Source organism: Burkholderia sp. RF7-non_BP4, assembly GCF_001521935.1.
GTDB lineage: Bacteria > Pseudomonadota > Gammaproteobacteria > Burkholderiales > Burkholderiaceae > Burkholderia > Burkholderia diffusa.
Window position 1 is genome coordinate 12,703 of the sequence record NZ_LOTA01000055.1, and the last position, 22,169, is coordinate 34,871.

General features: G+C 68.0%; 17 protein-coding genes. 9 read left to right on the forward strand and 8 right to left on the reverse strand.

Annotation, left to right across the window (positions count from 1 at the left end):
- Positions 1-187 precede the first annotated feature (187 nt).
- The 4 genes from WS49_RS20185 to WS49_RS20200 are packed head-to-tail and all read right to left on the reverse strand — an operon-like array spanning position 188 to position 5,850.
- Entirely contained in the window at positions 188-2,188 is a 2,001-nt protein-coding gene (locus WS49_RS20185) for an acetyl-CoA carboxylase biotin carboxylase subunit (RefSeq protein WP_059532484.1), read from the reverse strand.
- Between the two features lie 36 nt (positions 2,189-2,224).
- Complete coding sequence (locus WS49_RS20190; protein WP_059532487.1) at positions 2,225-3,010, reverse strand: enoyl-CoA hydratase/isomerase family protein; 786 nt, start codon at positions 3,008-3,010, stop codon at positions 2,225-2,227.
- A 19-nt stretch (positions 3,011-3,029) separates the two neighbouring features.
- Positions 3,030-4,637: a carboxyl transferase domain-containing protein gene (locus WS49_RS20195; protein ID WP_059532490.1), complete on the reverse strand. Its 1,608-nt coding sequence runs from the start codon at positions 4,635-4,637 to the stop codon at positions 3,030-3,032.
- A 31-nt stretch (positions 4,638-4,668) separates the two neighbouring features.
- The gene (locus tag WS49_RS20200; protein WP_059532493.1) at positions 4,669-5,850 is read right to left on the reverse strand and encodes an isovaleryl-CoA dehydrogenase; all 1,182 of its coding nucleotides are present in this window, start codon (positions 5,848-5,850) and stop codon (positions 4,669-4,671) included.
- A gap of 171 nt (positions 5,851-6,021) precedes the next feature.
- Here WS49_RS20200 and WS49_RS20205 point away from each other — a divergent pair, with 171 nt between their 5' ends.
- Positions 6,022-6,768: a TetR/AcrR family transcriptional regulator gene (locus WS49_RS20205; protein ID WP_059532496.1), complete on the forward strand. Its 747-nt coding sequence runs from the start codon at positions 6,022-6,024 to the stop codon at positions 6,766-6,768.
- A gap of 72 nt (positions 6,769-6,840) precedes the next feature.
- Here WS49_RS20205 and WS49_RS20210 read toward each other — a convergent pair whose 3' ends face one another.
- On the reverse strand, positions 6,841-7,329 hold the full coding sequence (locus WS49_RS20210; RefSeq protein ID WP_059532660.1) for a MarR family winged helix-turn-helix transcriptional regulator: 489 nt from the start codon (positions 7,327-7,329) through the stop codon (positions 6,841-6,843).
- A 198-nt stretch (positions 7,330-7,527) separates the two neighbouring features.
- On the opposite strand from WS49_RS20210, the gene WS49_RS20215 reads away from it, so the two are divergent.
- The 6 genes from WS49_RS20215 to WS49_RS20240 all read left to right on the forward strand — a co-directional run bounded on the left by WS49_RS20215 (position 7,528) and on the right by WS49_RS20240 (position 15,801).
- Complete coding sequence (locus WS49_RS20215; RefSeq protein ID WP_059532663.1) at positions 7,528-8,607, forward strand: aromatic ring-hydroxylating oxygenase subunit alpha; 1,080 nt, start codon at positions 7,528-7,530, stop codon at positions 8,605-8,607.
- Positions 8,604-9,569: a PDR/VanB family oxidoreductase gene (locus WS49_RS20220; RefSeq protein ID WP_059532499.1), complete on the forward strand. Its 966-nt coding sequence runs from the start codon at positions 8,604-8,606 to the stop codon at positions 9,567-9,569. Before WS49_RS20215 ends, WS49_RS20220 begins: the two co-directional genes overlap by 4 nt.
- Positions 9,570-9,625: 56 nt before the next feature.
- Complete coding sequence (locus WS49_RS20225) at positions 9,626-10,687, forward strand: Rieske 2Fe-2S domain-containing protein (protein WP_059532501.1); 1,062 nt, start codon at positions 9,626-9,628, stop codon at positions 10,685-10,687.
- Positions 10,688-10,842: 155 nt separating this feature from the next.
- Positions 10,843-12,186: an MFS transporter gene (locus tag WS49_RS20230; protein ID WP_059532503.1), complete on the forward strand. Its 1,344-nt coding sequence runs from the start codon at positions 10,843-10,845 to the stop codon at positions 12,184-12,186.
- A 102-nt stretch (positions 12,187-12,288) separates the two neighbouring features.
- Positions 12,289-13,383, forward strand: a complete 1,095-nt coding sequence (locus WS49_RS20235) for a porin (RefSeq protein ID WP_059532506.1) — start codon at positions 12,289-12,291, stop codon at positions 13,381-13,383.
- 231 nt (positions 13,384-13,614) lie between these two features.
- Entirely contained in the window at positions 13,615-15,801 is a 2,187-nt protein-coding gene (locus tag WS49_RS20240; protein WP_059532518.1) for a TonB-dependent siderophore receptor, read from the forward strand.
- 90 nt (positions 15,802-15,891) lie between these two features.
- On the opposite strand, the gene WS49_RS20245 is transcribed toward WS49_RS20240, so the two are convergent.
- Genes WS49_RS20245 through WS49_RS20255 form a run of 3 tightly spaced genes read right to left on the reverse strand, consistent with a single transcriptional unit; the run spans position 15,892 to position 18,914 of the window.
- Positions 15,892-16,923: a Zn-dependent oxidoreductase gene (locus WS49_RS20245; protein ID WP_059532522.1), complete on the reverse strand. Its 1,032-nt coding sequence runs from the start codon at positions 16,921-16,923 to the stop codon at positions 15,892-15,894.
- A gap of 29 nt (positions 16,924-16,952) precedes the next feature.
- Entirely contained in the window at positions 16,953-18,161 is a 1,209-nt protein-coding gene (gene manD / locus WS49_RS20250) for a D-mannonate dehydratase ManD (RefSeq protein WP_059532525.1), read from the reverse strand.
- A gap of 21 nt (positions 18,162-18,182) precedes the next feature.
- Positions 18,183-18,914 carry a GntR family transcriptional regulator gene (locus WS49_RS20255; RefSeq protein WP_059532528.1) on the reverse strand — a complete coding sequence of 244 codons (732 nt, stop codon included), beginning with the start codon at positions 18,912-18,914 and terminating at the stop codon, positions 18,183-18,185.
- Between the two features lie 157 nt (positions 18,915-19,071).
- Here WS49_RS20255 and WS49_RS20260 point away from each other — a divergent pair, with 157 nt between their 5' ends.
- The gene (locus WS49_RS20260; protein WP_156441420.1) at positions 19,072-20,535 is read left to right on the forward strand and encodes a mannitol dehydrogenase family protein; all 1,464 of its coding nucleotides are present in this window, start codon (positions 19,072-19,074) and stop codon (positions 20,533-20,535) included.
- A gap of 133 nt (positions 20,536-20,668) precedes the next feature.
- Positions 20,669-21,964 carry an MFS transporter gene (locus WS49_RS20265; protein WP_059532534.1) on the forward strand — a complete coding sequence of 432 codons (1,296 nt, stop codon included), beginning with the start codon at positions 20,669-20,671 and terminating at the stop codon, positions 21,962-21,964.
- Positions 21,965-22,169 lie beyond the last annotated feature (205 nt).

A 22,169-nucleotide genomic window follows, 5' to 3' on the forward strand; every position in this document is an offset into this window, starting at 1 on the left:
CAATCCGCCAGTCTAGCGGAGCGCCGGCCGCCAGACTGTCATGCATGGTCATACGCGGCGCCAACGGCGCCGGTTGGCGACCGGGTGCACCGCACGGCATGCCATGCGCGCCGCCGGCGCCAGATGCGACAAGGCCGGCGTCGCGCCGCGAGGCGCCACGCCGGCCCGTGCGCGACGCACGCCCCGGTCAGCCTTCCGCCATCATCAGCAACTGCGCGCCATCCGCGACCTGGTCGCCGACGCCGTACAGCACTTCGGCGACGACGCCCGCGCCCGGCGCGCCGATCGTGTGCTCCATCTTCATCGCTTCCATCACGATCAGCGGCGTGCCGGCCTCGACCTTCTGGCCCGGCTCGACCAGCACCGCGATCACCTTGCCGGGCATCGGCGCGGTCAGGCGGCCGCCGCCATGTTCGGCATCGCCGGCGTGCGCGAGCACGTTGCGCCATTCGAACGTCTCGGCGACACCCTGCGTGAATACGTGGAAACTGTCGCCGTCCGCATACACGCGGCCGCTGCTGCGCACGCCGTCGAGCGTTACGTCGAAGTCGAGCGGCGTGGCGCCGCGTGCCCATGCGAACGGCTGCGCGGCCGCGTCGCCGGTGGCGATGCGCGTGCTGCCGCCGTCGTCCAGGTAGGTGACCGTCACGTCCGCTTCGCGTTCGGGCGCATGCCATTCGAGCGTGCGGCGATAGCCGCCGTTCAGCCGCCAGTCCGGCAGCGCGCGCCACGGCGACGCGCCTTCCCGTGCGGCCGCATCGCGCTCGCGCGCGAGCAGCGCCGCGCAGGCCAGCGCGAGCGTCGCGCGCGGCGGCTGTTGCGGCGCGAACAGCGCAGCATGGTTGCGCTCGATCAGGCCCGTGTCGAGATCGGCAATTGCGAACGGCGCGCAGGTGACGATCCGCTGCAGGAACGCGGCGTTCGTGTGCAGGCCGACCACCTCGCATGCCCGCAGCGCGCGCAGCATCCGGCCGAGCGCTTCTTCGCGGTCCGCGCCGTGCACGATCAGCTTCGCGATCATCGGATCGTAGAACGGCGTGATCGCGTCGCCTTCGCGCACGCCGCTGTCGACGCGCACCGGCGCGCCGATCGCGAATTCGACGCCTTCCGGCAGCCGCAAGTGCTTCAGCGTGCCGGTGGACGGCAGGAAGCCGCGCGCCGGATTCTCCGCGTAGAGACGCGCTTCGATCGCGTGGCCCTGCACGCGCAGCTCGTCCTGCTGCAGCGGCAGCGGCTCGCCCGCTGCGACGCGCAGTTGCCATTCGACGAGATCGAGCCCCGTGACCATCTCGGTGACCGGATGCTCGACCTGCAGGCGCGTGTTCATTTCCATGAAGTAGAACGCGTCGCCCGTCATGATGAATTCGACGGTGCCCGCGCCGACGTAATTCACCGCACGCGCGGCCGCGACCGCCGCCTCGCCCATCGCCTGGCGCACGTCTTCATGCAGCCCCGGCGCCGGCGCTTCCTCGAGCACTTTCTGGTGACGGCGCTGCACCGAGCAGTCGCGGTCGAACAGGTAGACGGTGTTGCCGTGCGTGTCGCCGAACACCTGCACTTCGACGTGACGCGGGCGCGTCAGGTATTTCTCGATCAGCACGCGATCGTTGCCGAAGCTGCTCGCGGCCTCGCGCTGGCACGACGCGAGCGCCGCCGGAAAGTCCTCGGAGCGCTCGACCACGCGCATGCCCTTGCCGCCGCCGCCCGCGCTCGCCTTCAGCAGCACCGGGTAGCCGATCTCGTCGGCTTCGCGATGCAGGTTGGCCGCGTCCTGGTCGTCGCCGTGGTAGCCGGGCACGAGCGGCACCGCGGCCGCGTGCATCAGCGCTTTCGCGGCGGCCTTCGAGCCCATCGCCGCGATCGCGTCGACCGGCGGCCCGATGAACGCGATGCCGGCCGCTTCGCACGCATGCGCGAAATCCTCGTTCTCGGACAGGAAACCGTAGCCCGGGTGGATGGCCTGCGCGCCGGTCGCGCGCGCGGCCTCGATGATGCGCTCGATGCGCAGGTAGCTGTCCGCGGCCGCCGAGCCGCCGATGTGCACGGCCTCGTCGCACGCGGCGACGTGCTTCGCGTTCGCGTCCGCGTCGGAATAGACGGCGACGCTCGCGATCCCGAGACGTTTGCACGTCGCGGCGACGCGGCAGGCGATTTCGCCGCGGTTGGCGATCAGAATCTTGTCGAACATGGCTTCGGTGTCGTCCGGAAAGTTAGGGGCACGCCGTCATTCACGCCACGAAGGCGTGCGTTTCTCGAGGAAGGACGCGATCCCTTCGCGCGCTTCCGCGCCGGCGCGGGTCCGCGCGATCCAGTCGGCGGTCTGCTCGATCAGCGTCGCGTCGAGCGGCCGGCCGGCCACGTCGGCGACGAGCCGCTTGCATGCCCGCACCGCGTCGGGGCCGTTCGCGACGAGCGTCGCGGCCAGCTTCGCGACCGTTTCGTCGAGCGCCTCGGCCGGCACGGCATCGTGAATGAAGCCGAGCGACGCGGCGCGCGCGCTGTCGAACACTTCGGCCGTCGTGAAGTAGCGACGCGCCGCGCGCTCGCCCATCGCGCGCACGACGTACGGCGCGATCGTTGCCGGAATCAGCCCGAGCCGCGCTTCGGACAGGCAGAACTTCGCGCCGTCGGCGGCGATCGCGATGTCGGCCGCCGCGACGAGGCCCACGCCGCCCGCATACGCGTCGCCGTGCACGCGCGCGATCACCGGCTTGCCGCAGCGATGGATCGCCTCGAGCATCCGCGCGAGCTTGCGCGCGTCGGCGCGGTTCTCATCGTCCGAGTAACCGGCCATCTTCTTCATCCAGTTCAGGTCCGCGCCCGCGCAGAACGCGGCGCCTTCCGCCGCTAGCACGACCGCGCGCACGCCGGCGTGCGCATCGAGCCACTCGAACGCGGTGGTCAGCTCGGCGATCGTCGTCTCGTTGAACGCGTTGCGCACGTCGGGCCGCGCGAGCGTGACGGTCGCCACGCGGCCGGCTTCGCTTACCTTGATCGTTTCGTATCGCATCGGTCAGCCCTCCCGGCCGTTACATGCGGAACACGCCGAAGCGCGTGTCGTCGATCGGCGCGTTCATCGACGCGGCGAGGCCGAGGCCCAGCACGTCGCGCGTCTGCGCGGGGTCGATCACGCCGTCGTCCCACAGCCGCGCGCTCGCGTAATACGGATGCCCCTGGCGCTCGTATTGGTCGCGGATCGGCTGCTTGAAGGCATCCTCGTCCTCGGCCGACCACGTGCCGCCCTTCGCCTCGATGCCGTCGCGGCGCACGGTCGCGAGCACCGATGCCGCCTGCTCGCCGCCCATCACCGAGATCCGCGCATTCGGCCACATCCACAGGAAACGCGGGCCGAACGCGCGGCCGCACATCCCGTAGTTGCCCGCGCCGAACGAGCCGCCGATGATCACCGTGAACTTCGGCACCTTCGCGTTCGACACGGCCGTCACCATCTTCGCGCCATGGCGCGCGATGCCTTCGTTCTCGTACTTGCGGCCGACCATGAAGCCCGTGATGTTCTGCAGGAACACGAGCGGAATCTTGCGCTGGCAGCACAGCTCGATGAAATGCGCGCCCTTCACGGCCGATTCGGAGAACAGGATGCCGTTGTTCGCGACGATCCCGACCGGATGGCCCCAGATGTGCGCGAAGCCCGTGACGAGCGTCGTGCCGAAGCGCGCCTTGAATTCATCGAACTCCGAATCGTCGACGATGCGCGCGATCACCTCGCGCACGTCGAACGGCTTGCGCGTGTCGACCGGAATCACGCCGTACAGGCTCTTCGCGTCGTAGCGCGGCGGCTTCGGCTCGCGCACCGCCACCGGCGACGCGATCTTCGGCGCGAGATGACCGACGATGCTGCGCGCGATCGACAGCGCATGCGCGTCGTTCTGCGCGAGATGGTCGGCCACGCCCGACAGGCGCGTGTGCACGTCGCCGCCGCCGAGATCCTCGGCGCTCACTTCCTCGCCGGTCGCGGCCTTCACGAGCGGCGGGCCGCCGAGGAAAATCGTGCCTTGGTTCTTCACGATGATCGACTCGTCGCTCATCGCCGGCACATACGCGCCGCCCGCCGTGCACGAGCCCATCACGACCGCGATCTGCGCGATTCCCGCGGCGGACATCGTGGCCTGGTTGAAGAAGATGCGCCCGAAGTGGTCGCGATCGGGAAACACGTCGTCCTGGTTCGGCAGGTTCGCGCCGCCCGAATCGACGAGGTACACGCACGGCAGCCGGTTTTCCGCGGCGATTTCCTGCGCGCGCACGTGCTTCTTCACGGTCATCGGGTAGTAAGTGCCGCCCTTGACCGTCGCGTCGTTGCATACGATCACGCACTCGCGGCCCGCGATCCGGCCGATCCCGGTGATCACGCCCGCGCCCGGCGCGTCGTCGTTGTACATGCCGTTCGCCGCGAGCTGCGACAGCTCGAGGAACGGCGCACCCGGATCGAGCAGTTGCGCGATGCGGTCGCGCGGCAGCAGCTTGCCGCGCGACAGGTGCTTGTCGCGCGCGGCCTGGCCGCCGCCTTGCGCGAGCTGTTCGATCTTCGCGCGCAGGTCGGCGACGACCGCCTCCAGCGCCGCGGCGTTCGCGCGGAAGTCTTCCGAACGCGGGTTCAGTTTCGATTCGATGATCGGCATCGACGGGGCTCCGTTCGCGTGACGTGGGGCGTTACATCGTTTCCGCGAACAGCTCGCGGCCGATCAGCATGCGGCGGATCTCGCTCGTGCCGGCGCCGATCTCGTACAGCTTCGCATCGCGCCACAAACGGCCGACCGGATATTCGTTGATGTAGCCGTTGCCGCCGAGGATCTGGATCGCCTCGCCGGCCATCCACGTCGCCTTCTCGGCCGTGTAGAGGATCACGCCCGCGCAGTCCTTGCGCACTTGGCGAATGTGGTCGCTGCCGGCCGAATCGAGGTGGCGGCCGACCGCGTACAGGTACGCGCGGCACGCCTGGAACGTGGTGTACATGTCGGCGACCTTGCCCTGGATCAGCTGGAATTCGCCGATCGACTGGCCGAACTGCTTGCGGTCGTGGATATACGGCACCACCGCGTCGAGACACGCGGCCATGATGCCCGTCGGGCCGCCCGACAGCACCGCGCGTTCGTAGTCGAGGCCGCTCATCAGCACCTTCACGCCGCCGTTGAGCTGGCCGAGGATGTTCTCTTCCGGCACCTCGACGTCCTGGAACACGAGCTCGCCCGTGTGCGACCCGCGCATGCCGAGCTTGTCGAGCTTCTGCGCGACCGAGAAGCCCTTCATCCCCTTCTCGACGATGAACGCGGTGATGCCGCGCGGGCCGGCGTCGATGTCCGTCTTCGCGTAGACGACGAGCGTGTCGCAGTCGGGGCCGTTGGTGATCCACATCTTCGTGCCGTTGAGCACGTAGCGGTCGCCGCGCTTGTCCGCGCGCAGCTTCATGCTGACGACGTCGGAGCCCGCGTTCGGCTCGCTCATCGCGAGCGCGCCGATGTGTTCGCCCGACACGAGCTTCGGCAGATATTTCTGCTTCTGCGCGTCGGTGCCGTTGCGGTGGATCTGGTTCACGCACAGGTTCGAGTGCGCGCCGTACGACAGGCCGATCGACGCCGATGCGCGCGAGATCTCTTCCATCGCGACCATGTGCGCGGTGTAGCCCATGTTCGCGCCGCCGTATTCCTCGGCCACCGTCATGCCGAGCACGCCGAGATCGCCGAACTTCTTCCACAGATCCATCGGAAACTGGTCGGTACGGTCGACTTCCGCCGCGCGCGGCGTGATTTCCTTGGCCGCGAACGTCGCGACGGCGTCGCGCAGCATCTCGATGTCTTCACCGAGCATGAATTGCACACCGGGCAGGTTGATCATGTCTCCTCCGTCTCCAGAAAGTGGGTCGCACGCGCCGATTTCTGAGTTTCGCTCAAATCGGATCAATGCGTCGATTCATTAAGCCAATACAGCGTAAATTTTGCACAGTTTCGCGCCTCGTCCAGCTCGTCGTCAATAGTTTTTTGAGTGACACTCAGATATCATGGCGGCATGACAGCCGCTACCGCCGACACCATGACCGCCACCGCCAAAGCCGACCGCCCCGAGCCGTCGCGCGCACCCGCCGGGCGCAAGTCCCAGCAGCGCGTGCAGGACATCCTGCGCGCCGGTCGTGAAGTGTTCGCCGAAAAGGGTTACGAGCATGCGACGGCCGCCGAGATCGCGCAGCGCATCGGCGTATCGGAGGCGACGGTGTTCAGCTACTTCCGCGGCAAGCGCGAGCTGTGCGCGCGCGTGATCGCCGACTGGTATGACGAAATCATTGCCGCGTTCGAAGTCGGGATGCCGCAGGAAGCGTCGGTGCAGCAGCAGTTCGCGTTCATCGTGCGCACGCACCTGCGGCTGATGCTGGTGAACGGCACGGGGCTGTGCGCGCTGGTGCTGTCGGAGGGGCGGGCGAAGCAGCATGCGTTGAGCGACGAGCTCACCGCGCTGCAGCGCCGCTACACGGCGCCGCTGATGGACGTGCTCGCGCGCGGCCAGGCGGCCGGGCAGGTGCGCAGCGACATGCCGCTGAGCCTGCTGCGCTCGATGGTGTTCGGGCCGATCGAGCACGTGCTGTGGGATGCGATCCTCGGGCACCGCAAGCTCGATACGGAAACGACGGCCACGCAGCTCATTGACATGCTGTGGGCGGCCGTGCAGCCGCCCGCGCCAGAGCAGGCGGCGCTGGTGCGCTTCAGGAACGAAGTCGCGGAAGCGGTCCGGCGGCTGGAAGGGGAAACGTCACGCCCGTGACGCCGAGGGGCGGCGCTGAGCGGCCTGCCGCCGCGTTGCCGCATCGCTCCCCCGTCGCGCAGCATTCAATCGCTACGACTCCTCGCCGACCCGCAGCGGCGCACGGCTCTGCTCGTTGTTCAAATGAACGAACTTGCGCAACAGGCGCATCAGTTCCCGCGAATCGTCCTCCCCCATGCCGTCGAACAGGCCGGCGCGCAGTTCCTGCACCGACGGAATCAGATGCGTGAGCAGCTCGACGCCCGCCGGCGTCAGCAGCAAGCGCCGCTGACGCCGCGGCAACACTTCGCGGACGATCAATCCTTTCGCTTCGAGCCGGACCGCGAGATCCGCGGTCGTCGACGTGTCGAGCGCCACCCGCTGCGCGAGCGTCACTTGATCGAGCCCCGGACACTCATAAAGCATCCGCAGGACCGCGTACTGCACCGGCGTCACGTCCCGGCCCAGCTTCTCGTAGAACATCGCAACCGCGATCTGGTGCGCGCGCCGGATCAGATGCCCGGGTTCGTCGTACAGGTCGAGCGGGAAAGCCGGCGCGTCGGCGGGATTCGTTTTTTCCATGAATGAGTCGATGACGTAGGCGGCGCACGCCGTTGCGTGCGCCGACGGCATGGCGCTGCGTCGCGCCATTTCCCGGGAAAACCAGTATACCGCTCGCCTTGCCCTGGCCAATCTCGATGCGTACACTGAATCTCATTCAGTACACGGAATGAAGAGTTGCCGCGCACCGGCGGTACCGCCCTGAAGGAGACGAAAAACGTGTTTCTCAAGAACGCTTGGTATGTGGCGTGCACGCCCGATGACATCGACGGCAAGCCGCTCGGCCGCAAGATTTGCAATGAGTCGATGGTGTTCTACCGTGCGGCGGACGGCCGGGTCGCCGCACTCGAGGACTTCTGCCCGCACCGCGGCGCGCCGCTGTCGCTGGGATTCGTGCGCGACGGCGTGCTCGTGTGCGGCTATCACGGGCTGGAAATGGGCTGTAACGGCAAGACGGCCGGCATGCCGGGCCAGCGCGTCGGCGGCTTTCCGCCGATCCGCAGCTTTCCGACGGTCGAGCGGTACGGATTCGTCTGGGTGTGGCCCGGCGATGCGTCCGTAGCCGATCCCGACAAGTTGCCCGCGCTCCAGTGGGCCGAAGATCCGGCCTGGGCACACGGCGGCGGCCTGTATCACATCCGTTGCGACTACCGGCTGATGATCGACAACCTGATGGACCTCACGCACGAGACCTACGTGCATGCGACGAGCATCGGCCAGAAGGAAATCGACGAAGCGCCGCCGAAGACGACCGCCAACGGTGACGAAGTCGTCACGAGCCGCTTCATGGAGAACGTGATGCCGCCGCCGTTCTGGCGGATGGCGCTGCGCGGCAACGGGCTGGCCGACGACGTGCCGGTCGACCGCTGGCAGATCTGCCGCTTCACGCCGCCGAGCCACGTGATGATCGAAGTGGGCGTCGCGCATGCGGGCCACGGCGGTTACGACGCGCCGGCCGAGCTGAAGGCGTCGTCGATCGTGGTCGACTTCATCACGCCGGAGACGGACACCTCGATCTGGTATTTCTGGGGGATGGCGCGCAACTTCCGGCCCGACGATCACGCGTTGACCGCCGAGATCCGCGAAGGCCAGGGCAAGATCTTCGCCGAGGATCTCGACATGCTCGAGCGCCAGCAACTCAACCTCGAGCAGTGGCCGGACCGCAAGCTGCTCAAGCTCAACATCGACGCCGGCGGCGTGCTGTCGCGCAAGGTGATCGAGCGGCTGCTCGCCGACGAAAACGCGTCGAGCCCGCAGCGGCCCGTGATTCCGGTCGCGCAGATCAAGGAGGCGTCATGAGCGCCGCGACGCTGACGGTCCGGGTGGCCCGCAAGTGGCAGGAAGCGCGCGACATCTGCGGTTTCGAATTCGTCAGCGATGACGGGTCGCCCTTGCCGCGCTTCGACGCCGGCGCGCATATCGACGTGTATTTGCCTGGCGGGCTCGTGCGCCAGTACTCGCTGTGCAACCACCCCGAACTCGGCGATCGCTACCAGATCGCGGTGCTGCGCGATGCCGAGGGCCGCGGCGGCTCGCGCGCGATTCACGACGAAGTCCGGCAAGGCGATACCGTACGGATCGGCATGCCGCGCAATCAATTTCCGCTCGCGCCCGACGCCCCGCACCACCTGTTGCTCGCGGGCGGGATCGGCGTCACGCCGATTCTCTGCATGGCGGAGCGGCTGTTCTCGTCCGGCACGCCGTTCGACATGCACTACTGCGCGCGTTCGACCGATCGCATGGCCTTCGTCGAGCGGATCGACGCAGCCGGGTTCCGCGAGCGCGCCCGCTTCCACGTCGACGACGGCGACCCCGCGCAACGCCTCGACCTGCCCGCCGTGCTCGCCGCGGCGCCTGACGGCACCCACCTGTACGTATGCGGTCCGCGCGGCTTCATGGACGCAGTGCTGAACGCCGCGCGCGAGCGCAACTGGGCCGACGAGCGGCTGCATTACGAGTTCTTCGGCGGCGCGGTTGCGTCGTCCGGCGCGGATCGCGCGTTCCAGGTCCGCATCGCGAGCAGCGGCAAGGTGATCGACGTGCCGGCCGAATGCACGGTCGTCGCCGCGCTGGCGGCCAACGGCATCGATGTGCTCACGTCGTGCGAGCAAGGCGTCTGCGGCACCTGCGTGACGCGCGTGCTCGAAGGCGAGCCCGATCATCGCGATTCGTATCTGACGGAAGCGGAACAGGCGGCCGGCGACCAGTTCATGCCGTGCTGCTCGCGATCGCGAAGCGATCTGCTGGTACTCGACCTGTAGATCTGTAGACGGACCGCCCGACACGCGGCGGCCAATCACAATACTGGAGACGATCAATGGCGCAACATGCCCGGCCACCGATCAATACTACTAAGTTCCCGGTCGACCAATGGTGGGTCGCCGCGCTGTCTTCCGAACTGACGGACAAACCCGTCGCCCGCACGCTGCTCGGCCGCCCGGTCGTGCTGTTCCGGATGCCGTCCGGGGAAGTCGGCGCGCTGGAGGATCGCTGCTGCCACAAGTCGCTGCCGCTGTCGTGCGGTTCGCTCGAAGCGCGCGGCCTGCGCTGCGGCTATCACGGCCTGCTGTTCGACCGCGACGGCACCTGCGTGGAGATTCCCGGGCAGGACCGGATTCCGGCAAAGGCGTGTGTGTCGTCGTATCCGGTGCGGGAACAGGACGCGATCGTGTGGATCTGGATCGGCGCCGACGCGCATGCTCAACCGACCTGCGCGCCGCCGCGCTATGCGTTCCACACGGATCCGCAATATCGGTTCGGCGGCGGCAACTACCATTACGACGCCCCGTATCAGCTGATTCACGACAACCTGATGGACCTGAGCCACCTCGGCTATGTCCATCTGAAAACGATCGGCGGCAACGCGCCGCTGCACATGGGCGCGGAAACCCGCGTCAGCAGCGACGGCGACACGGTGACGCTGGTGCGCCGGATGCCGGATTCCGACCCGCCGCCAACGTACACGGCTGCATGGCCGTTCGCGGGCCGGGTCGATCGCTGGCAGGAAATCGAATTCCACGTGTCGCATATCCGGATCTGGACCGGCGCGATGGATGCCGGCACCGGCGACCTGCTCGACCCAGCGCGCGGCGGCTTTCACATGCGCGGCTTCCACGGCATCACGCCGGAGACGGACACCACGACGCACTATTTCTGGACCGTCGCGACCAATCCGCAACACGACGTCGAACGCGTCGCGCAAACGGTCATCGAGCAATCGGCGGCGACGTTCGACGAGGACAAGACCGTGATCGAAGCGCAATACCGGAATCAGCTGCGGTTTCCGGGCGGCCGCCAGATCGACATTCACGTCGACGCGGGCCCCAATCGCGCGCGGCGCGTGATCGAGCGACTGCTGCAGCAACCCGAACCGGCGTAACCGTCGCATTGGCGCGCGAGCGACGCCGGCTTGTGGCTGCAAGCATCCCTGCGGTTGGCGGCCGGCACATGCATTCGCGTTCGCCACGCTTGCTGCAGCCGGCTTCTGTTTTTCCCATTCGATTAGTCATACTATTTTTATGAAGGGTCTTTGACGTGAGTGCAAATATCCGCAATACGATCGACGCATCCCCGATGAGCGCGTTCCAGACGATGGCGGTCACGGCCTGCGTCGTGCTGAACATGCTCGACGGCTTCGACGTGCTGGCCATCGCATTTGCCGCGCCGCACCTGGCTGCAGAGTGGAAACTGAGCGGCAAGGAAATCGGCCTGCTGCTGAGCGCGGGGCTCGCCGGCATGGGCATCGGCTCGGTGTTGATCGCGCCGCTGGCCGACCGCGTGGGCCGCCGCCGCATCATCCTGCTCTGCCTCGCCGTGATCTCGACCGGGATGCTCGCCTGCGCGGCCACGCACAGCACGCTGCAACTCGCGATCGCGCGGGCGTACACGGGGCTCGGCATCGGCGGCATGCTGGCGAGCCTGACCGTCATCAGCGGCGAATACGCATCGAACAAATGGCGCAGCGCCGCGATCGGCATGCAGTCGACCGGCTACGCGATCGGCGCCACCGCCGGCGGGGTCATCGCCGGCTACCTGCTGTCGACGTGGGGATGGCGCAGCGTGTTCGCGTTCGGCGGCATCCTGACCTTGATGGCGATCCCGATGGTGCTCGCACTGCTGCCGGAATCGCTCGACTTCCTGCTGGCACGGCGGCCGGACGACGCGCTGCAGAAAATCAACCGCATCCTCGCGAGAATGAAGCGCGCGCCCATCGACGCGCTGCCGGCCGTGGCGGCGTCCATCGACACGACGGGCCCCGCGTCGAACTGGACGGCCGTGCTGCGCGCACCGCTCGCGCGCCGCACGATCGCGCTGTGGATTGCGTTCTTTCTCGTGATGGGCAGCTTTTATTTCGTCGTGAGCTGGACGCCGAAGCTGCTCGTCCAGGCCGGACTGTCGGCATCGCAGGGCGTGACCGGCGGCGTGCTGCTCAACCTCGGCGGCATCGCGGGCGCGTCGCTCTTCAGCCTGCTGTCGACCCGGTTCGGCCTGCGCAACCTGCTGGGCGCGACGCTGCTGCTCGGCGGCGCGCTGATGGTCGTGTTCGGCGCGAACACCGGCTCGCTCGGCATCGGGATGACCGTCGCGGTGTTCCTCGGCGCCGTGATCAATGCGTGCGTGGCCGGCATGTATGCGTTGTCGCCGACACCCTACCCCGCCGAGATCCGCACGACCGGCATCGGTCTCGCGGTCGGCATCGGTCGCCTCGGCGCGATCCTGTCGCCGATGACGGTCGGCGCGCTGCTCGACGACGGCTGGTCCGTGCCCCATCTCTATCTCGCGTTCCTCGTGCCGATGGCCGGCGCGGCGATCGCCGTCGCCGTGGCGGGCGCGCGCGCCGCGGCGCCGCAGCGGCAGCGCGATCCGGCGATCTCGTAACGCGCGACGCACGCGGCCCTGCCGATACCCGTCGGCATCCCGGACATGTCCGGGGCATTAGAAAAATCGATAAGTAGATCTACATACTGTTTGGAGACAACCATGAAAACGAAACTGGGCGTCGCATTCGCGACGGCGATGGCGCTGGCCGGACCGGCCTGTGCGCAAAGCAGCGTCACGCTGTACGGGATCATCGATACCGGCGTGTCCTACTACAACAACGCCGCGCGCGGCGGATCGTTCACCGGCATGCCGACGCTGACCGGCGAGGTGCCGTCACGCTGGGGCCTGCGCGGCACGGAGGATCTCGGCGGCGGCTATCAGGCCTTCTTCGTGCTCGAAAACGGCTTCCAGCCCGGCACCGGCGCGCTGAACTACGGCGGGCGTCTGTTCGGGCGGCAAGCGAACGTGGGCGTGAACAGCCCCTTCGGCGCGCTGACCCTCGGCCGACAGATGAACATGTCGATGATCGTGCTGACCAATGCCGACGTGATCGGTCCGTCGATTCATTCGATGGCCGATTTCGACTCGTATCTGCCGAACGCGCGCAGCGACAACGCGATCGGCTACAAGGGCACGTTCCACGGCGTGACGCTCGGCGCGACCTACAGCTTCGGCCGCGATGCGGCCGGGCCGGCGGGACCGTCCGCGACGGGCTGCGCGGGACAAGTGCCCGGCGACATCGTCGCCTGCCGCCAATACACGGCGATGCTCGCCTATGACGCGAGCAGTTTCGGGCTCGCCGCGTCGCACGACGTGATGCGCGGCGGCGGCGGCGCGCTCGCGCCGCTGAACAATCCGGCGTACACCGACACGCGCGACATCGTCGCCGGCTACGTGAAGATCGGCCCCGCGAAACTCGGCGCGGGCTGGATCCGCCGCAATCTCGCGGCGGCCGCACACCTGCAGGCCGATATCGTGTTCGCCGGCGGCACGTACTACGCGACACCCTACCTCGCGCTCGACCTGCAGGGCGTGCGCTACCTGCAACGCCGGGAAAACGGCGAAAGCGGCACGAACGCCACGCTCTTCGTCGGCCGAGCGAACTATTTCCTGTCGAAGCGGACGACCGTCTACACGTCGGTGGGCTACATGTTCAACAGCACGCTGGCCGCGAACGCGGTCGCCGCCGGCGGGACGGTCGGCACCGGGATGAATCAGCTCGGCGTGATGGCCGGCATCCAGCAGAAGTTCTGATTGCCGGATACCGCACGTCGAGCGCGACGTCGCGCTCGACGTGACAGGAATTTTTGCCGCTACGGCAGCAGACGGCCTGCGCCCCGGTAATCGCGATGCCCGGTCCGTATCGGCCTCACCGCAATTGCAAACGATTCTCATTACGTATATCATGCGCGTCCTGCCGCGGCGAATCAGTGAAGCGCCGCGGCCCGCGCCTTCATCCTTAGCACGCCGTCCATTCATCGATTCATGCCATCCCGTCGACTGCCCCGCCGCGCGCGGACCTTGCGTCCGTGGCGCGCGAGCCTGCCTGCCCTGATCACTCTTTGCGTCGCAAGCGGCGCGCATGCGGATGCCGACCCTGCCGCCACGGCTTCGGCGGCCACGTCCTCGCCATCGTCGACGCCCGCGCCGCCCGAACGCGAACTGCCGACGATCAGCGTCAGCGCATCGGCGGCCGCCGATCCGACCGTCGGCTACCAGCCGCGCACCAGCAGCGTCGCCGGCGGCGACGATCGTCCGCTCAAGGACATTCCGCAATCGGTCGCCGTCGTCAGCAGCAGCGTGATGCAGGATCAGCAGGCGCGCTCGCTCGACGACGTGCTCGGCAACATCAGCGGCGTGACGCAGACCAACACGCTCGGCGGCACGCGCGACGCGTTCATCAAGCGCGGCTTCGGCTCGAACAACGACGGCTCCGTGCTCGTCGACGGCGTGCGCACACCGGTGCTGCACAGCTATCTCGCGACGATCGACCGCGTCGAAGTGCTGAAGGGCCCCGCTTCGCTGCTGTACGGGATGCAGGACCCGGGCGGCGTGATCAACCTCGTCACGCGCAAGCCGGAAGAAACGTTCGGCGGCTCGATCTCGGCCTCGCGCACGAGCCACGGCGGCAGCAGCGCTCAGTTCGACCTGACCGGTCCGCTCGGCAAGCCGGGCCAGGTCGCGGGCGGCACGCTCGCGTTCCGGCTCACCGGCGAATACGATACGAGCCGCTACTGGCGCAGCTTCGGCCGCGAACGCAACGCGCTGATCGCGCCCGCGCTTTCATGGCACGACGCGAACACGTCGATCGACGTCAGCTACCAGTATGTCGACTACACGATGCCGTTCGATCGCGGCACCGTGCTCGTGAACGGCCGCCCCGACGATGCGCTGCGCTATCGCCGCTACGAGGAAGCGTGGGCGCAAAGCGGCGGGATCCAGGAAACGTTGCGCGCGCGCATCGAGCACCGCCTCTCCGACACATGGCGCGTGCGCGCGACTTACGGCTGGGGCCGCGACCGCTACGATCAATACATCACCCGCGCGACCGCCTTCAACGCCACGACCGGCGCGCTGTCGCGCACGTCCGACGCGAACCTCGGGCGCAACGACTCCGACCAGATCGCGACGCTCGGCCTGCTCGGCAACCTGACGCTCGCGGGGATGAACCACGCGCTTTACATCGGCGGCGAATACGAGCGCCAGCGCAGCTTCCGCGGCGACACGATCCGCGGCGCCGCGACCAAGGGCTTCAATCTCTACGATCCCGTCTACGGCCTGCTCGCGCCCGGCGGCACGATCAGCACGAAGCAGAGCGATTCGCTTTCGAAGGTGCACACGTACTCGATGATCGTGCAGGACTCCGTAAAGATCACCGACCGGCTCACCGCGGTCGGCGGGCTGCGCTGGGAGGACTGGCAGCAGGAATCGGGGATGGGGCGGCCGTTCGTGTTCGCCGACCGCTCGCACGGCAACGTGTGGCTGCCGCAGTTCGGGCTCGCCTATGCGCTCACGCCCGCGCTGACCGCCTATGCGAACGTGAGCCGCTCGTTCAAGCCGAACGTCGCGTCGAACGTGGCTGCGCCGCTCGCGCCGGAATTCGGCCGCGTGCTGGAAGCCGGCCTGAAGTTCAGCCTGAAACCCGGCATCACCGGCACGCTCGCGGCCTACCAGATCGACAAGCGCAACGTCGCGGTCACGGTCGGCGACATCACGTCGACGATCGGCACCGCGCGCTCGCGCGGGATCGAACTCGACGTCGCGGGGCAGCTCACGCGCCATCTGAGCCTGATCGGCAGCTACGCGTACACGAACGCGAACGACCGCGACAGCAACACGCCGCTCGTCAACGTCGCGCGCCACACCGGCAGCCTGTTCGCGGTGTACGACACGGCGATCGCGAACCTGCCCGGACGCTGGCGCTTCGGCGGCGGCGCGCGGCTCGTCGGCGCACGGCCCGGCGACACCGCGAACAGCTTCACGCTGCCCGGCTACGTGACCGTCGACGCATTCGCGGCCTATGAAACGACGATCGGCAAGTTCCCGACACGCATCCAGCTCAACGTGAAGAACCTGCTCGACAAGACCTACTATCCATCGAGCAACAGCAATCTGATCGTCGCCGTCGGCGAGCCGCGGCTCGTCACGCTGACGACGACGGTGTCGTTCTGACGCATCTTCGTGCGGACGGCCGCGGCCTGGCTCGCGGCTAGTCCGCCGTGGGCGGGCGCAACGCGCCCCGGCCGGCTACACGAAGCGGTATCAGCCGCCCGCGAAATCGAGCAGGATCTTGCAGCTTTTCTCGGGATTGCGCTCGGCCATCTCGAACGCCTGCGCGACGTCGCGAAAACCCACCTTGTGCGTGACGATGTGCTCCGGCTGGATCAACCCGCGGGCAATCCAGTCGATCACCTGCGGGAACATCGCGCAGTTCAGCCGCGACGCCGCGAGCGTCAGCTCCTTCTTCGTCAGCTCCGCCTGCACGATCGCCGACGGCTCCGACGAGAATCCGAGCACGCCGATCCGGCCGGCCGGCGCGGCGATCCGCACGGCCTCCTCGAGAATCGACGGATGGCAGACCGCATCGAAGATCAGCGTCGGGCCGCCGTCGACGCCGCGCTTTTCCAGCGCGTCGGGCAGCGACTCGACGCTCGTGTTGATGACCTCGTCCTCCGCCGCGCCGCATTTGCGCGCGAGCTGCAGCCGCGCGTCGAGCCGATCGGTGATGAACGCACGAATGCCGTACACGCGCTTGAGCACCTGCAGGATCGTCAGGCCGACGGTGCCGGCGCCGTAGATCAGCGCGACATCGCCCGGCAGCACGCCGGTGCGCGACGTCGCGTTTGCGGCCACCGCGAACGGCTCGACGATCGCCGCGCAGGTGTCGGCAATCGCGTCCGGAATCCGGTACGCATTGTCGGCCGGCACGCACGTGTACTGGCTGAAGCCGCCGTCGCGATGCACACCGAGCACGGTCAGGTGCCGGCAGACGTTGCGCCGGCCGATCGTGCACGCATGGCAATGCCCGCAGCTGATCACCGGATCGACCGCGACCGTCTCGCCGAGCCGCGCGGCATCGACGCCCGCGCCGACCGATTCGATCGTGCCGACGAACTCGTGGCCGATGATGCGCGGGTACGACACGAACGGATTCTTGCCGTGAAAGATGTGCAGGTCCGACCCGCAGATGCCCGCATAGCGGACCTTCACGCGCACTTCGCCGGCGGCGGGCGCGGGCAGCGGCACCTCGCGCACGGCCATGCTGTTCGGACGATCGACAACGACGCTCAACATTTCGGTTCTCTCCCTCGGATCTTCGGCGCTCACCAGTTCCACATCGAACCGTCGCGCAGCCGGGCAACCGGCAGGTACGCACGCTCATACGGATATTTCGCGGCCAGCGTCTCGTCGATGTCGACGCCGAGGCCCGGCACGTCGTCCATCACGAGATAGCCGTCCTCGAAGCGGTAGCTGTGCGGAAACACTTCATCGGTCAGCGCGCTGTGCGGCATCAGTTCCTGGATGCCGAAGTTCGGCGCCCACAACCCGAAGTTCACGGCCGCCGCCATGCACACGGGCGACAGGTCGGTCGCGCCGTGGAAGCCGGTGCGCACCTGGTACATCGCCGCGTAATCGGCAATGCGCCGCACGTGCGTGATGCCGCCCGCGTGCACGATGGTCGCGCGAATGTAGTCGATCAGCTGGTCGCGGATCAGGTCCTTGCAATCCCAGATCGAGTTGAATACCTCGCCGACCGCGAGCGGTGTCGTCGTGTGCTGGCGGATCAGGCGGAACGCTTCCTGGTTCTCCGCGGGCGTCGCGTCCTCGAGCCAGAACAAGCGATGCGGCTCGAGATCGCGGCCGAGCCGCGCGGCCTCGATCGGCGTGAGCCTGTGATGCGCGTCGTGCAGCAGGTGCGGCGCATCTCCGACCGCGTCGCGCACCTTGCGGAACAACTCGGGCGTGTGGCGCAGGTAGAGCGCGGTGTCCCACGGTTCCTCGGGCGGCAGCCCTTTCTCGGCGGGCTCGTACGCGCCGGCCGTCTTGCCGACGCCGTATACCTTGTCGAGCCCCGGCACGCCGGACTGCACGCGGATCGCGCGATAGCCGGCCTCGATGTGTGCGCGCACCGCGTCGACCGCTTCCTCGTGATCGCGCCCGTTCGCGTGGCCGTACACCATCAGGCCGTCGCGGCTCTTTCCGCCGAGCAACTGGTAGACGGGCATGCCCGCGAGTTTGCCGAGGATGTCCCACAGCGCCATGTCGATCGCGGCGATCGCCGTCATCGTCACGGGCCCGCGCCGCCAGTACGCACCGCGATACAGGTATTGCCAGATGTCTTCGATTTTGCGCGGGTCGCGGCCGACGAGGCACGGGAACACGTGGTCTTCCAGGTACGCGCGCACCGCGAGCTCGCGCCCGTTGAGCGTCGCGTCGCCGAGGCCGTATACGCCTTCGTCGGTCACGATCTTCACCGTCACGAAATTGCGGCCCGGACACGTGACGATGATCTGCAAGCGTTCGATTTTCACTGCGCTCCTCCAGCGGGCGTTTCAGTCGACAAAGTAATGCGGCGCGCGGCTGCGCACGTCGGGCAGGTGCGAGCCGATCCGGTCGACGTGCGCCGCGACCGATGCGCCGAGCAGCGCCATGTTGCGCGACGCGATGTGCGCGAGGATCTGTTCGTGTTCCTGCAGCGCGCGGCGCGCGTGATCCTCGACGCGGTCGAGCAGCAGCCAGCGCACGCGGTCGAACTGGCGCTTCATCGGCTGCAGCATTTCCCACACGTGCGGCCGGCCCGCGAACGCGAACATCCGGCCGTGCATCGCCTCGTCGAGATCGAAGAACGCTTCGACATCGCCGGCCGCCACGGCCTCGCGCTGCGCATCGATGATCCGCGACAGTTCCGCGAGCTGCGCCGGCGTGATCTTCTGCGCGAGCTCGACGTGGTTCGCGCATTCGAGCGTGCTGCGCGCGAAGCGCCCTTCCTCGAGGATCGACACAGGAATCGGCGCGACCAGCGTGCCGACCTTCCGGATGATCTGCACGAGCCGCTCATCGGCGAGCTGCGCGAACGCTTCGCGCACCGGCGTGCGGCTGACCTTGATCGTCGTGGAGATCACCGCCTCCGAAAGCGCGGTGCGCGGCGGCAACGCGCCGCGCACGATCGCGTGGCGCAGCAGCGCATGCACCTGATCCGTATACGACCGGCTCTCGTCCAGCGAGAACCCCTGCAACGCCGTGACCACGACGTCTGCTTCTTCCAGTGCTGCCGTTTCGCTCATGGTTGCGATTGATCTGGCTTGATATCGATGTCTACCATGGTACATAAGCAATCGAATTCAGACGATCTAGCGTTTACACCGATAACTTCGCGGTGAAACTCGAAATAACCTGCACGCACTCCACCATCTACCATGGTACAACTCGTTGCCAATCGTCATGTCATCAGCCCCCGATTTCCTGCGCACCGCGCCGCCAGGCACGCGCCGCCCCGGTTATGACCGGCAGGCGGTCCGCACGGGCATCGTCCATCTCGGCCTCGGCGCGTTCCATCGCGCGCATCAGGCGCTGCATACGGATACGGTGCTCGAACAGGGCGACCTGCGCTGGGGCATCGTCGGCGTCGAACTGCGGCGGCGTCATACCGTCGACCTGCTCGCCGCGCAGGATCACCTGTACACGGTGACCGAACGCGACGGCCAAGGCGCGCGCACGCACATCGTCGGCGCGGTGCACGGCGCGCTGTTCGCACCCGAATCGCTGCCGGCGCTGCTGGCGCTGATCGCCGATCCGGCCGTGTCGATCGTCAGCCTGACCGTCACCGAGAAAGGTTATTGCCGCCGCCCCAGTGGCGGTCTCGATGCCGACGATCCCGCGATCCGCCACGATCTCGCGACACCCGACGCGCCGCGCACCGCGCTCGGCGTGATCGCCGCCGGCCTGCGGCTGCGGCCGGCCCATGCGCCTCTGAGCGTCGTCAGCTGCGACAACATGACGTCGAACGGCGACACGCTGCGCGCGCTGATGATCGACTACGCGGAACGCATCGACGGCGCGCTCGCGCGGCGCATCCGCGACGACATCGCGTTCCCGAACAGCATGGTCGACCGGATCGTGCCGGCCGCGACGCCCGAATCGCTCGACTGGGCGCATGCCCATCTCGGCGCGCGCGACGCGGCCGCGATCGTCTGCGAGCCGTTCTCGCAATGGGTGATCGAGGATCGCTTCGCCGGCCCGCGCCCGCGCTGGGAAGATGCCGGCGCACACCTCGTCGGCGACGTGCGGCCCTACGAGACGATGAAGCTGCGGCTACTGAACGGCTCGCATTCGGCGATCGCGTACGCGGGGCAATTGCGCGGCCGCGCGACCGTGTCCGATGCGATGGCCGATCCGGCGATCGCGGCACTCGTCGACGGCGTGATGACGCGCGACCTGCTCGCGACCGTCGACGTGCCGGCCGGATACGACGCGCACGGCTATTGCGCGACGCTCGTGCAGCGCTTCCGCAATCCGACGCTCGCGCATCGAACCGAACAGATCGCGATGGACGGCACGCAGAAGGTGCCGCTGCGCTGGCTGCCGGCGCTCGGCGAAAGCGCGGCGGCCGGTGCCGAGCGACCGTACCTGGAACGCGCGCTCGCGCTGTGGCTGCACTACCTCGCCACCGCGCATGACGAATCGGGCCGACCGCTCACGATCAGCGATCCGGGCGCGGCCACGCTCGGCGCGACGTTGTCCGCGGCCGGCGATGCGACCGGCGCGGTTCGGGCCGCACTCGGCAGCACCGCGCATGTAGGCTCGGCCGCGTGGCCCGACGCATTGATCGCGCGCGTCGGCGCGCATCTGTCGACGCTGCGCGCGGGCGGCACTGATGCGCTGCTCGCGCCATTGCACGCGCGCTGAACGACCGTTTACCCGGTTCGCGGCAATCGACGCGAACCGCGCAATACCCTGCCCGCCGAGGTCCACGACGACGCGGCAAACGATCGACAAGACAACACATGACGGCCGGCCCACCGGCACGAAGGAGACGGAGATGAAGCAGAAGTCGCAGGCATGGTTCACGGTATTCCTGCTGTTCCTGGTGTACGGCATCAACTATCTCGACCGCGTCGCGCTGTCGATCGTCGCGCCGATCGTGCAGACCGATCTCGGCATCGACGCCGCGCAGATGGGCCTCGTGTTCAGCACGTTCTTCATCGGCTACGCGCTGTTCAATTTCATCGGCGGGCTTGCGTCCGACCGGCTCGGGCCGAAGCTCGTGTACGTGCTGTCGGTCGGGCTGTGGTCGGTGTTCTGCGGGATGACCGCGCTCACCGTCGGCTTCGTGAGCCTGCTGATCGTGCGGCTGCTGTTCGGCATGGCCGAAGGGCCGCTGTGCTCGGCGGCCAACAAGATGGTCAACAACTGGCTGCCGCGCGACGCCGCCGCGACCGCGATGGGCCTGCTCAGTGCCGGCTCGCCGCTCGGCGGCGCGATCGCCGGGCCGATCGTCGGGCTGCTGGCCGCGCAGTTCGGCTGGCGACCGGCGTTCTGGATCGTGTGTGCGATCGGGCTCGTGTGGGTCGTCGTGTGGATGATGTCGACGACGGACCGTCCGGCCACGCCGGTCGGCGATGCCGAGCGTGCGCCCGCGGCAACGCTTGCCGCAACGCCCGCCCACGCCCCTGCCGCCGCCGGCACGGCAACGCCCGCGCACACGCTGTCGCACTACGTGCGCCAGCCGCGCATCCTCGCGACGGCCGCCGCGTTCTTCAGCTACAACTACGTGTTGTTCTTCTTCCTGAGCTGGTTCCCGAGCTACCTCGTGCGTGCGCACCACCTGAACATCAAGGAGATGAGCATCGCCACCGTCGTGCCCTGGCTCGTCGGCACCGTCGGCCTCGCGTGCGGCGGCGCGATCTCGGATGCGCTGTACCGGCTCACCGGCAACCTCCTGCTGTCGCGCCGCATCGTGCTCGTCACCTGCCTGCTCGGCGCCGGCGCGTGCGTGGCCGTCGCGGGCGCCGTGCAGTCGACGCAAGGCGCGGTCGCACTGATGTCGGTATCGCTGTTCTTCCTGTACGTGACGGGCGCGATCTACTGGGCGATCGTGCAGGACGTCGTGCATCCGGCGCGCGTCGGCGGCGTCAGCGGCTTCCTGCATTGCATGGGCAGCCTCTCCGGCGTGATCGGGCCGGCCGTGACCGGCTTCATCGTCGAGCGCAGCGGCTCGTTCGCGTCCGCGTTCGTGCTGGCCGGCGCGATCGCACTGGCAGGCGCGGTGCTGGCCGGCGTGTTCGTGCGCAACGTGCGGCCGTCGGAAGTGCTGCGCGAACGCGCCGCGCACTGACCTTTCTCGGCTGACGAAGGCCGCGCGATGCCGCACACGTCGGCGCCGCGCGGCCTTGTCGTTTCCGCCAATCATCGGACCCTCGAATATCTCCCATCCGATATCGCGATTTCCGCCGTCGATCGCGCGCCTCTAGACTGGCTACGCGATGGCGACGCATCGCCGCGACACGGCGATGCACCACGCCCCCACAAAAACGATATGG